Below are 12849 nucleotides of genomic sequence, written 5' to 3'. Positions count from 1 at the left end.
TATTTAGCTGACAGTATGAGTGACGCCACGCCGCGGCCGGTCGGGCGGTCGCGCCGAGCGGCCCGCGGTGGGTGATTCCCGTGGCGCTTCTCGCCTCGTCGGTCGTCGTCTGCGAGGCGAACAAGACCCGGGCCGACCTCTCCGGGCTCTAGCTCGACGAGTACGCCCCCGCCGAGGGCTGACGACCGCCCAGTTCGCCGAGGCGTTCGACGGCGGGGTCGCGGTCCTCGTGCCGGACGAGTCGCTCGGCGACGGGGCGGCCGAGGAGATACTGGAACGGTCGCGGTCGGAGGCGTCGCACTGTCGCGTGCTCTGCGTCAGGGAGCGGTCGGCCCCGGACGCGGAGGCGCCGTACGGCCGCGACATCGAACGCCCGGTGTTCGAAGCGGACCTCGTCGACACCGTCGAGACGCTGTTCCACCGGGCCGACTACCACCTGCTCTTGGACCAGCACTACCGGACCACCGTGCTCATCTCGGCGTACGAGTGGCGGGACGGCGGTGATCCGACGGACGACGGCCGGTACGACCGACTCGTCGGCCGGACCGAGCGCTTCCGGAAGTAGCTGACTCGGCTGCGACGACGGATGAGCGGCGAGGACGTTCGCGCCGTCGCCGAGGGGATCGCGGTCGGCGACGGCGACGGCGTCGCCGAGCAGGAGTCCGTCGAGAGCAAGTACCGCCCCGACGAGTGCGCCCAGCGCGGGAGCGACTGGACCGAACGGGTCGACGGCGAACGGGCGGCGGTGAAGACCGGCGCGTACGTGTGGCGGTGCGAGCGCTGCGGCCACGTGGACATGCGGGCGGGCGCGAACCACCGACGCGTCACCTCCTCCAACCGCTGAGGCGGTCGGCGAGCAGTTCGTTCAACCGCCCCTGCGCCGCTCGCCGCGGCGTGGGTGATTTATGTGCTTCGCCGACGACGACGCTGCGTACATGTCGAGTCTCGACGACGCGGCGGCGGTGATAACGGGAGCGAGTTCGGGAATCGGTGAGGCGACGGCGCACGCGCTCGCCGAGCGCGGGGCGAACGTCGTCCTCGTGGCGCGGCGGCGCGAGGCGCTCGAATCGGTCGCGGACGACGTGCGGTCCGAGCACGACGTCGGGGCCGTGGTCGCGGACGGCGACGTGCGCGACCCGGCGACCTCGCAAGCGGCGGTCGAGGCCGCGGTCGACGAGTTCGGCGACCTCAACGTGGCCGTCGTCAACGCGGGCGTCGCCCGCGGGAGCGACGTGGCGACGATGACCGACGAGGAGTACTCGGTGATGCAGGAGACGAACGTCGACGGCGCGTTCTTCCTCACGCGCGCGGCGCTCCCGCACCTCACGGAGAGCGAGGGGAGCCTGATCGCGGTCGGCAGCTTCGCCGGGGAGTACCCGCGGTCGTTCAACCCCGTGTACGCCGCGACGAAGTGGTGGGTCCGCGGGTTCGCGCACAGCGTCGCGGCGCAGGTCGGCGACGAGGGCGTGGCCGTCTCCGTGGTCAACCCCTCGGAGGTCCGGACGGAGTTCGGGAGCGAGGACGGCGAGCCGTTCGAGGAGCGGTTCGAGCCCGGGAGCGTCACCGAGCCCGAGGAGGTGGCTGAGGCGATCGCCTTCGCCGCGTCGCGGCCCGGCTCGACGGCCCAGGAGATCGACCTCTTCCGGCGCGACAAGTTCGCCGACACGCTGTAGCCGCCCCGGTCCGGGCGGACGAGCCGTCGAGCGTCGGGCCCCGGCCTTCGAACCGTAACCCCTTTTGAATCACCGGACGGCGGACGCGTGTGAGCAACGCGACGGACGGACCGAAGCGATCGCAGTTCTGGGCGCTGTACCTCACTCGGTTCGCGGAGGGGTTCGGCTTCATCACGTTGCTGACGCTTCTGCCGACGTACATCAACGCCTTGGACCCGCAGGCGGTCACCGTGTTGGGCGTCACGGTCTCGGCCGGCTTCGTCATCGGGATGTACACCACCGGGTTCACGCTCGCGCAGACGGCCGCGGTGGTCCCGCTCGCGTGGGCCGGCGACCGGTTCGACAAGCGGCGCGTCCTCCTCGCCGTTCTCGTGGCCGGTGCGGGCGTGTACGCGCTGTTCCCGCTGGTCGACTCCTCGGCCACGTTCGTCGCCGTGCGCGCGCTTCAGGGGTTCGTCGTCACCGGCGCGGGGCTGATGACGCTCTCGCTCGTCGGCCAGATCGCCGAAGCGGGCACCCGGGCAGACAAGATCGGGAAGGCGAACGCCGCCTCGTTCGCCGCCTCGATACTCGGCTCCCTCGGCGCGGGCGCCATCTACGACGCCGTCGGCTTCGGCCCCGTCTTCGGGGTCATCACGGCGCTGATGGTGGCCGCGTGGCTCGTCACGTGGGGCGTGCTCGACGACGACCCGACGCGGATCGAGGGGTTCCCCTTCACCGACCTCGCGGTCAACCGCAAGCTCCTGACGATATCGACGTTCCGGGCGCAGTACGCCTTCGCGGTGACGATGGTCCGGACGTGGGTTCCCATCTACGCGGGGACGGCGGTCGGCGGCGGGGGGCTCGCGGTCGGGGCGACCGCGGTGGCGGTGACGGTCACCGCCGAGAAGGCGACCAACATGGTCGGGCAACTGTTCACGGGTCGGCTCTCAGACGCCTACGGGCGGTCGCTGTTCGTGTTCGGCGGCGGCGGAGCCTACTGGGTGATCGCGATGGCGATCCCGTTCTCGGCGCCGATCGGTGCCGCCCTCGGTAGCGGCGTCACGGTCCCCGTACTGGGCGCGCTCCCGCCGGCGTACCTTCCGCTCGTCTGCCTCTCGGGACTCCTCGGCGTCGCCGACTCGTTCCGGGAGCCGGCCAGCATGGCGCTGTTCGCCGACGAGGGGACCGACGACGGCGGCGTCGCCTCCAGTTTCGGCATCCGAGAGCTGGTGTGGCGGCCGGGGTCGGTGGCCGGCCCTCTCATCGCCGGCTGGCTCATGGTCGAGGTGAGCATGGCGTCCGTCTTCTACGTCGGCGGCGCGTTCGCGGTCACCGGCGTCTTCGCGTTCCTCGCGATCCTCGCGCGGGACCACGGTCGTGCGGCGCTGACGACGTGGTAGGGCCGCGTGCGACCCGCACACCGAGCGGTTACGTCCCCTTACCGCTTCCGCAGCGCGGCCCGGTAGTGCGGGCCGTTGCCGGAGCCCTCGCGGTCGACCGCGTCCACGACCCAGTCGGTCTCGACGGCGGCCTCGCGGAGTCGGTCCGGCGAGAACAGCCGGAAGTGGAGCGTCGGGTCCGTCTCCCCGTCGTACCGGAACCACATGAGGCGGTGCGCGAGCCCCGGCGTCGGGTCCGCGCGGTAGCCGAACAGGTCTGCCGCCTCGGAGTGCTCGGGATCGTAGCAGTCGACCACCGCGGTCGCGTCGGGCGTCGTCACGAACGCGAGGTCGCTGAGGAACGCCGAGAGCCCGCGCATCGACCCCGCCAGCCCGATCTGCGTCCCGATCGCGAGCGCCGACGCGAATCGGTCGCGCTCGAACGACTCGCGGAGGGCGAACATGTCGCCCTCCCTCGCGTCGGCGACGCCGCGGTCCCGCATTGTCTCGACGAGCGCCGGGCTGGCTTCGACGGCCACCGTCTCGAACCGCTCCTGAAACCGCAGCGCGTGGCGGCCAGCGCCGGCGCCGAGGTCGACCAGCGGGCACTCCAGCCGGGACGCTAGCCACGACCCCGCCTCGTCGTCGGGGTCGAACTCGGTGAAATAGAACGCCTCGATCGGATGTTCGCGGACCGCCTCGCCGTCTCCCTGGTAGAGCGGCTCCGTCCGGTCGCCACGGTTGTGGTCGCGGAGCGCGCGTCCGAAGGCGTCGGCCATACGCCGGACTGTCCGCTCACGGTGAAAAGCGGTCCGTGATATCGTCACGCAGTGACGCACCGGGTCGCACCTCGTGTCCGCCGGCGACGGGACCGGACGCAGTTGACCGTTCAGTCGTCGCCCTCGGCGGCCGACCCGCCGGTCGAGTCGGCGACCCGCTTCGTCTCGCTGTCCACGCTGATCCCCTCCCAGTCGTCGTCGGTGTGGAACCCCTCGCGCTCCTTCGCGCCGGGGGCGACGCGCATGAACTCGGCGCGCTCCCGGGCGCCTTCGAGCGTGTGCCCGCCGCAGTACGAGAGGCCCGAACGAATCCCCTGGCAGAACTCCTCGGCGACCGTCCCCACCGGGCCCTTGAACGGCGTCAGCGCCTCGACGCCCTCGTCGGCGCCCACGTTCGCGCCTTTGTCGTCCCGGTCCTCGGCGGCGGCGGTCGTCGCCATCCCGCGCGACCGCTTGTACCGCGTCCCGTCGACCTCGACGACCGCCCCCGGGGCCTCCGCCGTCCCGGCGAAGAGGCTCCCGAGCATCACCGTGTCGGCCCCCGCCATCAGCGCCTTCGCCGCGTCGCCGGAGGTCCGAATGCCGCCGTCGGCGCAGATCGTCACGTCGAGGTCCGCGGCCGCGGTCGCGCAGTCGTCGACCGCGGTGAGCTGTGGGACGCCGGCCCCGGCGACCTTCCGCGTCGTACAGTGCGAACCCGGCCCGATGCCGACCTTCACGCAGTCGGCCCCGGCCGCCGTGAGGTCCTCGACGCCCGCCGGCGTGGCGACGTTGCCGGCGACGAGGTCCGTCTCCGGGAACTCCGCCGCGATCTCCTCGACGGCCGCGATCGTCCGGTCGAGGTGGCCGTGCGCGACGTCGACGACGATCGCGTCCACGCCGGCGTCGACCAGCGCGGCGCTGCGAGCGAGGTGGTCCTCGTTGATGCCGACCGCGGCCGCGACCCGCTCGCCGGCCGCGGCCACCCGCTCGACCTGCGCCGACTGCTCGTCGACGGTGAGGAAGCGGTGGAGGACGCCGAGCCCGCCGGCCCGCGAGAGCTCGATCGCCAGTTCGGCCTCCGTGACGGTGTCCATCGCCGCCGAGACCAGCGGGGTCTCCAGTTCGACGTTCGGCGTGAACCGCGTCGACAGGTCCACGTCGCTCCGGCTGTCGACGGGCGACCGCTGCGGGACGAGCAGCACGTCCCCGTAGCTCAGCCCGGTTCGTAGATCGTTCATACCCTTAGCGGGACGGGGGACGGACGGTAAAAAACCTCTCGATAGCCGGAGCGGGCGCGGTCGCGCTGCCGCGACGCGTCAGTACCCCTGCTCGGCCAGGGCGCCCTCGAGCGCCGCGAGGACGTACTCGACGTTCTTCGGGCGGGCAGAGTGCCCCATACAGCCGATGCGCCAGATGTCGCCCTCCAGGTCCCCGAGCCCGGAGGCGATCTCCAGGTCGTACTCGTCGAGCAGGCGGTCGATGACGGCGGCGTCGTCGACCCCGTCGGGCACCCGGACCGCGTTCAGACTTGGGAGCCAGTACTCGTCGGGAGCGTTCATTTCGAGGCCCAGATCGCGGAGCCCTACCTTCAGGTCGCCGGCGACCTCGCGGTGACGCGTCCACCGCTCTTCGATCCCCTCCTCGGCGACGAGGCGGAGCGCCTCGCGGAGCGCGTACACGTTCGTGATCGGCGCGGTGTGGTGGTACGCGCGCTCGTCGCCCCAGTACCCCTCCAACAGCGAGAGGTCGAGGTACCACGAGCGGGCCGGCTCCTCGCGGTCGAGCACCTTGTTCATCGCGCGGTCGTTGAGCGTGAGTGGGCTCGCCCCCGGCGGACACGAGAGGCACTTCTGCGGGCCGGAGTAGGCGGCGTCGACGCCCCACTCGTCGACGCGCATCTCGACGCCGCCGAGCGAGGTGACGCAGTCCGCGATCACGAACGCGTCGTGAGCGTGCGCGATGTCGGTCAGTTCGGAGACGTTCGGCTGGCGGACGCCCGTCGACGTCTCCGCGTGGACGAACCCGAACACGTCCGGCTGCTGTTCGTTGAACGCGCGCTCGACGTCGACGGGGTGGAGGGGCTCGCCCCACGGGGCGTCCACCTCGACGACCTCGCCGCCCGCGCGCTCGGCCATCGACTTCATCCGGCCGCCGAAGTAGCCGTTCGTCGGTACCAGCATCGTGTCGCCCGGCTCGACGAGGTTGCCGATGGCGGCCTCCATCGACGCCGACCCGGTCCCGGAGACCGGGATCGTCCACTGGTTGTCGGTCCGGAACGTGTAGCGCAACAGCTCCTGGACCTCGTCCATGATCTCGACGAACGACGGGTCGAGGTGGCCGACGAGCGGCGTGCTCATCGCCTTGAGGACGCGCGGGTGGACGTCGCTCGGACCGGGGCCCATCAGCGTGCGGTCCGGCGGCGTCAGCTCCCCCACGTCGGGCGCTTTCTCGTCGACGCCGCGTTCGGCGTATCGCTCTGACATGCGCTTGAGTCCAGCCAGCGGTGACAAAAACCCGACGGAACGCGCGGGCTCGCCGACGCAGTGACGGCCGACGACGACGGCCGGCCGCTATCGCTGCGCCGCGAGCGGGTGCCCGGACGATCGAAGTCGCCGCACCGCGAGCGGGCGCCCGGCCGATCGAACTCCGTCGACCCGCGCAGACGCTCGGTGGTCCGGGGCGGTGACCACCGGTACCTAAATCCCCGTGACGCGTATGACGCGACATGAGCGACCGCGCGGGCGAATCGAGCGCAGACCAGGACCTCCAGACCGTCATCGACCGGATGGCCGACGGGTTCTTCGCCCTCGACGCGGACTGGAGGGTCACGTACGCCAACGAGGAGGGACGGCGGATCCTGCGGGCCGCGATGCGCGACGACGCGGTCGATCCGAGCGAGACGGTTGTGGGGTGTCACCTGTGGGACTCGATCCCGAATTCGACCGGGACGGAGTTCTACGAGCGGTACCACCACGCCATGGACGTCCAAGAGTCCGTCTCGTTCGACTCGTACTACGAACCGCTGGGCGTCTGGTTCGACGTGCGCGTGTTCCCCTCCGACGAGGGGCTCTCGGTGTACCTCCGGGACATCACCGAGCGACGCGACCTAGAGCGGCGCCAGCGGGAGAGCCTCCGGGCCATCCAGCGCCTCTACGCGGTCTCCTCGGACCAGGACCGCACCTTCGAGGAGAAGGTCGAGGCGATACTGACGCTCGGCTGCGAGTACCTCGACGTGCCGAACGGCTTCCTCACCCGGATCGAGGACGGCACCCAGCACGTCGAGATATCGCACGCGGAACACCCGCTGCTACAGGCCGGCGAGACCTGCCCCCTCGACGAGGCGTACTGTAAGCGGACCATCGAGCGCGACCGGCTGTTGACAGTCGTCGACGCCTCCGAGAACGGGTGGAACGACGACTCGGCCTACGAGACGTTCGGCCTCGAGACGTACATCGGCGGACAGGTCGAGATCGACGGCGAGCAGTACGGGACGCTCTGCTTCGCCGCGACCACGCCGCGCGGCGAGCCGTTCACGGACACGCAGCGGACGTTCGTCGAACTGCTGACGCGGTGGGTGAGCTACGAGCTGGAGCGACAGCACGCGGCGGAGCAGCTCGAACGCGAACGCGACCGGCTCGACGAGTTCGCCAGCGTCGTGAGCCACGACCTCCGGAACCCGCTCACGGCCGCCCGGGGTCGGCTGGACCTCCTCGCGGAGGAGTCCGACAGCGACCACATCGCCCCGATCGAGCGGTCGCTCTCACGGATGGAGACGCTCATCGACGACCTGCTGGCGCTCGCGCGCGAGGGGAGCGACGTCGAGGACCCGGACCCGGTCGACCTCGCGGCGCTCGCGACCGACGCGTGGAAGACGAGCGACAGTCGGGGCGGGACGCTCCGCGTCGCGCTCGACGACTCTGAAGTCCTCGCCGACGAGGCGCGGCTGCGACAGCTGTTCGAGAACCTGTTCCGGAACGCCGTGGAACACGGCGGCGAGGACGTGACGGTCACCGTCGGACCGCTCGCGGACGGCGCCGGGTTCTACGTGGCCGACGACGGAGAAGGGATCCCCGAAGCGGAGCGGGACCAGGTGTTCGAGACCGGCTACACGACGACGACGGACGGGACGGGGTTCGGGCTGAACATCGTCGCCGAGATCGCCGACGCGCACGGCTGGGCGGTGCGAGTGACGGCGTCCGAGGCGGACGGCGCCCGGTTCGAGATCACCGGCGTCGAGGCCGCCTGAGCCGTTCGGTCACTCGGCGTCGACGAAGTCCGGCTCCGTCCGCTTCTCCGCGCGCTCGTCGACGAGGTGGTCGACGAACGTGTCGAGGTCGACGTCGCCGCGCTGGTTCTCGAAGCGGTCGCGCACCGAGACCGTGCCCGCCTCCTGCTCGTCGTCGCCGACGATGACCATGTACGGGAGGCGGTCGTCGTGGCCCGCGCGGATCTTGCGGCCGACGGTCCAGTCGCGGTCCTCGACCTCGACGCGGAAGCCCGCGTCTTCCAGCTCGTTCTTCACGCGGTGGGCGTAGCCCAGCGTCTCGTCGGAGACGGGGAGGATCCGAACCTGCTCCGGCGCGAGCCACAGCGGGAAGTTCCCGTCGAAGTGCTCGATCAGCACCATGAAGAACCGCTCGTAGCTCCCGTACAGCGCCCGGTGGATCATCACCGGCTGGTGCTCCTCGTTGTCCTCGCCCGTGTAGGTCAGGTCGAACCGGTCGGGCATGTTGAAGTCGAGCTGGACGGTCGGACCGTCCCAGACGCGGCCGAGAGCGTCCTCGAAGCCGAAGTCGATCTTCGGGCCGTAGAACGCGCCGTCGCCGGGCTCGATGTCGTAGTCGTAGCCGCCCGATTCGAGCACGTCGCGGAGCTGCTCCTCGGCGGACTCCCAGATCTCGTCGCCGCCGACGGACTTGTCGGGGCGGGTCGCTAAGGCGACCTCGACCTCCAGATCGAGCGTCTCCACGACCTCGAAGATCATCTCGATCACCGACTCGATCTCCTGCCGGATCTGGTCGGGGCGGACGAACAGGTGGCCGTCGTCGATGGTGAACGACCAGACGCGCGAGAGGCCCGACAGCTCGCCGCGCTGCTCTTTCCGGTACACCTTCCCGTTCTCGAAGTAGCGCTGGGGGAGGTCGCGGTACGACCAGTTCTGCTGGTCGAAGATCGTCGCGTGGCCCGGGCAGTTCATCGGCTTCAGGCCGTACTCCTCGTCGTTCACGTCGAGGAGGAACATGTCGTCCTTGTAGTTCTCGTAGTGGCCGGACTGCTTCCACAGCTCCGTCCGGAACACGTGCGGCGTCTCGACCTCCTCGTACCCCTTCTCGCGGTTGAGCTCGTTCGCGAAGTCGGACAGCTCGCGCAGCACCGTCTTCCCCGGCGGGTGGTACAGCGGCAGGCCGGGGCCGGTCACCGTCGGGATCGAGAAGAGGTTCATCTCCTGCCCGATCTTTCGGTGGTCGCGCTCTTGGGCCTCCTCGCGGAGTTCGAGGTACTCTTCGAGGTCGGACTCGCTCGCGAACGCGGTGCCGTACACGCGCGTCAGCGTGTCGTTCTCCTCGTCGCCGCGCCAGTAGGCGGCCGACACCTCGAGCAGCGTCGCCGCGCCGATCTCGCCTGTCGACTCGACGTGGGGGCCCTGACAGAGGTCCTGCCAGTCGTCCTGGACGTAGAAGGTGACCTCCTCGCCGTCGGCCTCTTCGTCGAGTATCTGGCGTTTGTACTCGTTGTCGGCGTAGATCTCTTTCGCCTCCTCGCGCGAGCGGACCTCGCGCTCGATGTCGTAGTCGGCGGCGATTATCTCGTCCATCTCCGCCTCGACGGCGGCCAGGTCGTCCTCGTCGACGTCCACGTCGGTCACGTCGTAGTAGAAGCCGTCGTCGGTCGGCGGGCCGATCGTCAGCGTCGCCTCCGGGTGGAGCCGCTGGAGCGCCTGCGCGAACACGTGGGCCGCGGAATGGCGCAACACCGTGAGGTACTCGTCGGACTGGTCGGTGACGATCTCGATCCGCGCGCCGTCGTGGACCGCCGCGTGCTTCTCGACGAGTTCGCCGTCGATCTTCCCCGCGACGGTGTCGCGACCGAGCCCGGGGCCGATCTCGAAGGCGACATCCTCGACTGTCGAGCCCGCCGGAACGGTGAGTTCTGATCCGTCCGGCAGGACGACCGTCACCTCGGCCTCCGCATCGGTCTCGCTCATACAGTGTCGGAACCGGACGACCGGCATAAGTGTGTTCGATCCGCGGCGCCGAGCGTCACGGTCGACCGGACATCGTTCGGCGCTCGCCGCCAGATCCCGGCAAGTCACGCCGCCGCTCTGGAGCCCCGGATCGGGAGCGAGCGATGGCAACACACAAATCACCCGGCAACGTTTGCCGCCCTATGACCAGTCATCGGGAGCCCCTGTCGTCGGTGTTGGAGGCGATCGGGGAGACGCCGCTCGTCGAGGTCCACGACGCGCCGACCGCGGTGCCGGTGTACGCCAAGCTGGAGTCGTTCAACCCGGGAGCGAGCATCAAGGACCGCATCGGGAGGTACATGCTCGAACGCATGCTGGAGCGGGGCGACCTCGGCGAGGGCGGCACCGTGGTCGAGCCGACCGCCGGCAACACCGGGATCGGGCTCGCGGTCGCCGCCAAGCAGCTGGGGTTAAACGCCGTCTTCGTCGTTCCCGAGCGCTTCTCGGTGGAGAAACAGCAGCTCATGCGCGCGCTCGGCGCCGAGGTGGTGAACACGCCGAGCGAGGACGGGATGGGGCTCGCGATCGACCGCGCCCACGAGATCGCGGCGGAGCTCGACGACGCGGTCGTCCCCCAACAGTTCTCGAACCCGCTCAACGCCGAGGCACACTACGAGACGACCGCCCCCGAGATCGACGAGGCCCTCGACGGCGAGGTCGGCGCGGTCGTCGCCGGCTGCGGCACGGGCGGGACGCTGATGGGGATCGCCCGCTACTTCCGCGAGGCCGACCCGGACACCCACGTCGTCGCGGTCGAGCCGGCCGGCTCCGCGTACCGCGAGTTCCTCGGCGAGGACGTCGACCACGAGGCGTACAAGACCGAGGGGATCGGCACCCACGACACCGGACGCAACGAGCTGTTCGACCCGGACCTCGTCGACGAGATCCAAGCGATAGACGACCGCGACGTCCACGAGGAGATGGGCCGGCTCGCGAGCGAGGAGGGCCACCTCGTCGCCTCCTCGTCGGCCGCGAACGCGATCGCGGCGAAGGGGGTCGCGCGGGAGATCCGCGACGGCAAGATAGACGCCCCGCACGACGCGGTCGTCACCGTCTTCCCCGACTCCTCCGAGCGCTACCTCTCGAAGGGCGTCTACCGGTCCTTCGAGGAGTGGGAGGGGTAGGTGGCGGAGCGGCGCGACGCCGCCCAGACACCGGCCGGTACCGCGGCCGCCGCCCGGTCCGTTATCCGCGCAGCCGACCGTGTTCGACCTTGAGACAGCGGTCCTGAACGACGTCGATCCCGTCCTCCTCCGCGGCCGCGGCCGCCTCGTCGTGGCTGATCCCGAGTTGGAGCCACAGCGTCCCGGCGTCGCCGCGCGACGCGTGTCGCTCGCGGACGGCCTCGGCGATCTCCGGGACCTCCTCGCTCGGCCGGAACACGTCAACGATGTCGATCTCTTCTTCCACGTCGCCGACCGCGTCGTACGCCGGTTCGCCGAGCACCTCGTCCGCGAACGGATTCACCGGGATCACGCGGTACCCCCGGTCCTGAAGATACGCGGGCACGTCGTGCGCGGCCTTCCCGGGCGTCGTCGAACAGCCGACGACGGCGATCGTCTCGGCGTCGAGCAGGCGGTCGAGTCCGGCGTCGTCCGTGACGGGCATGGTCGACGATTCGATCGCCATGCGATTAAACGGATCCCTAGCCGCTGTGAAGAGAAGCGTGGTCGTCGGCTCCCGGTCAGGGGAGTCGGATCTCGGGGTCGCCGTCCTCGGGGACGGTGACGATGCCGTCGAACAGCTGTTTGAGCGTGTTCATCGCCTGGTCGTCGTGGGCGGTCGAGTCGATGCTGTACAGTCCCAGTCCGTCGACGCTCTGGACGCGGCCCGTGAACACGTGGAGGAACCGGAACACCGTCTGGAGGTCCGAGTACATCAGCAGCGTCGACAGCGAGTGGACCATCACGCGGTTCTGATCGATACCGCGGTCGCCGAACGCCTGGAGGAACTCGGAGAGCTTGATCCCGATCCCGGTCATGTCTACCGGCGAGGAGGCGTACTTGATACGGTCGGACTCGCGGGTCTCGCCCCCCTGCTGGCGGGTGACGCAGTCGACGACCGCGACGGGCTTCCCCTCGTAGGGCGTCCGCTCCTCGTAGTCGCGGAGCACCCGATCGGCGCCGTCCTTGGTGGTGACGACGATGGCGCCCTCGTCGCGATCGGTCCCTGCGGCGAGGACGTCCATCATGATCGACCGCTTCCCGCTGAGCGGCGGGCCGGTCAACAGAATGTTGGTCCCGGGATCGACCTCGGCGTCGAAATGCGGCGTCAGCTCATACATGGACGCACCTCGGGGGCGGCGACGTCGGCGCGATCCACTCGTTCGGCCGCGAGGCCGTGCGACCAAGACACATCTACTACCTGAACATGCCCGCTCCGAATAATATTCTTTTTGATCGGCCCCTGCGACGCGACGGCGCGTCTCGATCGGGCCGTGGACCCGATCGGACGGCGAATTCGGCCGCCAGTGGGGGGCCGAACGCCGCCGAACCGTGGAAATCTATCACGCAGGCGAATCGACCGATCGGCGACGCCGGGCCGGAACCGACGGACTGCGCGGCGCCGGTTTCGAATCGCGGGACTTAACACGCTCTCGGATGTAAGCCGACGTGAGGGCGCTTAGCTCAGTTTGGACAGAGTGCTTGGCTTCGGACCAAGTTGCCACGGGTTCAAATCCTGTAGCGCCCACTCACTCGCGGTCCGTTGCCGAACTAGTCTTAATTCTACTGTAGAGTCTCGGATCGAATGGTGGGTGTAGAGAGCTTGCCGGATTCATCCCGCACCTAAAGGCCTGTCTCTTACCCACA

General features: G+C 69.8%; 12 protein-coding genes and 1 tRNA gene. 7 read left to right on the top strand and 6 right to left on the bottom strand.

The window, feature by feature from the left end; translation table 11 throughout:
• The first annotated feature begins 229 nt into the window (after positions 1-229).
• From Z052_RS21055 to Z052_RS14845, 4 genes are all read left to right on the top strand, one after another.
• Positions 230-565, top strand: coding sequence for a hypothetical protein (locus tag Z052_RS21055; RefSeq protein WP_241897967.1), 336 nt, complete (start codon positions 230-232; stop codon positions 563-565).
• 21 nt (positions 566-586) lie between these two features.
• Positions 587-844, top strand: a complete 258-nt coding sequence (locus Z052_RS21050; RefSeq protein WP_241897966.1) for a hypothetical protein — start codon at positions 587-589, stop codon at positions 842-844.
• A gap of 91 nt (positions 845-935) precedes the next feature.
• Positions 936-1673 (top strand): SDR family oxidoreductase, encoded by a 738-nt coding sequence (locus Z052_RS14850; protein WP_094519934.1) that lies wholly within the window; start codon positions 936-938, stop codon positions 1671-1673.
• An 89-nt stretch (positions 1674-1762) separates the two neighbouring features.
• Positions 1763-3055: an MFS transporter gene (locus Z052_RS14845; protein ID WP_094519929.1), complete on the top strand. Its 1293-nt coding sequence runs from the start codon at positions 1763-1765 to the stop codon at positions 3053-3055.
• Positions 3056-3093: 38 nt separating this feature from the next.
• Here the strand turns inward: Z052_RS14845 and Z052_RS14840 are convergent, their stop codons facing one another.
• From Z052_RS14840 to Z052_RS14830, 3 genes are all read right to left on the bottom strand, one after another.
• The gene (locus tag Z052_RS14840; protein WP_094519930.1) at positions 3094-3813 is read right to left on the bottom strand and encodes a class I SAM-dependent methyltransferase; all 720 of its coding nucleotides are present in this window, start codon (positions 3811-3813) and stop codon (positions 3094-3096) included.
• A 110-nt stretch (positions 3814-3923) separates the two neighbouring features.
• Positions 3924-5033: a guanosine monophosphate reductase gene (locus Z052_RS14835; RefSeq protein ID WP_099289206.1), complete on the bottom strand. Its 1110-nt coding sequence runs from the start codon at positions 5031-5033 to the stop codon at positions 3924-3926.
• Positions 5034-5111: 78 nt separating this feature from the next.
• The gene (locus tag Z052_RS14830) at positions 5112-6278 is read right to left on the bottom strand and encodes an alanine--glyoxylate aminotransferase family protein (protein WP_094519932.1); all 1167 of its coding nucleotides are present in this window, start codon (positions 6276-6278) and stop codon (positions 5112-5114) included.
• A gap of 242 nt (positions 6279-6520) precedes the next feature.
• Between Z052_RS14830 and Z052_RS14825 the strand changes: the two genes are divergently transcribed.
• The gene (locus Z052_RS14825; protein ID WP_049929673.1) at positions 6521-8041 is read left to right on the top strand and encodes an ATP-binding protein; all 1521 of its coding nucleotides are present in this window, start codon (positions 6521-6523) and stop codon (positions 8039-8041) included.
• A 9-nt stretch (positions 8042-8050) separates the two neighbouring features.
• Here Z052_RS14825 and thrS read toward each other — a convergent pair whose 3' ends face one another.
• Positions 8051-10027, bottom strand: coding sequence for a threonine--tRNA ligase (thrS, locus tag Z052_RS14820; protein WP_176454974.1), 1977 nt, complete (start codon positions 10025-10027; stop codon positions 8051-8053).
• A gap of 155 nt (positions 10028-10182) precedes the next feature.
• Between thrS and Z052_RS14815 the strand changes: the two genes are divergently transcribed.
• Positions 10183-11163, top strand: coding sequence for a PLP-dependent cysteine synthase family protein (locus tag Z052_RS14815; protein WP_094519933.1), 981 nt, complete (start codon positions 10183-10185; stop codon positions 11161-11163).
• 61 nt (positions 11164-11224) lie between these two features.
• Here Z052_RS14815 and Z052_RS14810 read toward each other — a convergent pair whose 3' ends face one another.
• The gene (locus Z052_RS14810; protein WP_049930089.1) at positions 11225-11647 is read right to left on the bottom strand and encodes a CoA-binding protein; all 423 of its coding nucleotides are present in this window, start codon (positions 11645-11647) and stop codon (positions 11225-11227) included.
• A 76-nt stretch (positions 11648-11723) separates the two neighbouring features.
• The gene (locus Z052_RS14805; RefSeq protein WP_086219755.1) at positions 11724-12323 is read right to left on the bottom strand and encodes a recombinase RecA; all 600 of its coding nucleotides are present in this window, start codon (positions 12321-12323) and stop codon (positions 11724-11726) included.
• A 332-nt stretch (positions 12324-12655) separates the two neighbouring features.
• Between Z052_RS14805 and Z052_RS14800 the strand changes: the two genes are divergently transcribed.
• A tRNA-Arg gene (locus Z052_RS14800) sits at positions 12656-12730 on the top strand.
• Positions 12731-12849 lie beyond the last annotated feature (119 nt).

Source organism: Halorubrum sp. C191 (assembly GCF_002727095.1).
In the GTDB taxonomy this organism is placed as follows: Archaea; Halobacteriota; Halobacteria; order Halobacteriales; family Haloferacaceae; genus Halorubrum; species Halorubrum ezzemoulense.
Note: the sequence above shows the minus strand (reverse complement) of the source record. Positions and strands in the feature narration are given on the sequence as shown.

What these genes read in the sequence shown, in the direction of transcription:
- Z052_RS21050 (WP_241897966.1), top strand. Translation starts at nt 587, where the DNA reads ATGAGCGGCGAGGACGTTCGCGCCGTCGCCGAGGGGATCGCGGTCGGC.
- Z052_RS14850 (WP_094519934.1), top strand. Translation starts at nt 936, where the DNA reads ATGTCGAGTCTCGACGACGCGGCGGCGGTGATAACGGGAGCGAGTTCG.
- Z052_RS14840 (WP_094519930.1), bottom strand. Translation starts at nt 3,813, where the DNA reads ATGGCCGACGCCTTCGGACGCGCGCTCCGCGACCACAACCGTGGCGAC.
- Z052_RS14835 (WP_099289206.1), bottom strand. Translation starts at nt 5,033, where the DNA reads ATGAACGATCTACGAACCGGGCTGAGCTACGGGGACGTGCTGCTCGTC.
- Z052_RS14830 (WP_094519932.1), bottom strand. Translation starts at nt 6,278, where the DNA reads ATGTCAGAGCGATACGCCGAACGCGGCGTCGACGAGAAAGCGCCCGAC.
- Z052_RS14825 (WP_049929673.1), top strand. Translation starts at nt 6,521, where the DNA reads ATGAGCGACCGCGCGGGCGAATCGAGCGCAGACCAGGACCTCCAGACC.
- thrS (WP_176454974.1), bottom strand. Translation starts at nt 10,027, where the DNA reads ATGCCGGTCGTCCGGTTCCGACACTGTATGAGCGAGACCGATGCGGAG.
- Z052_RS14815 (WP_094519933.1), top strand. Translation starts at nt 10,183, where the DNA reads ATGACCAGTCATCGGGAGCCCCTGTCGTCGGTGTTGGAGGCGATCGGG.
- Z052_RS14810 (WP_049930089.1), bottom strand. Translation starts at nt 11,647, where the DNA reads ATGCCCGTCACGGACGACGCCGGACTCGACCGCCTGCTCGACGCCGAG.
- Z052_RS14805 (WP_086219755.1), bottom strand. Translation starts at nt 12,323, where the DNA reads ATGTATGAGCTGACGCCGCATTTCGACGCCGAGGTCGATCCCGGGACC.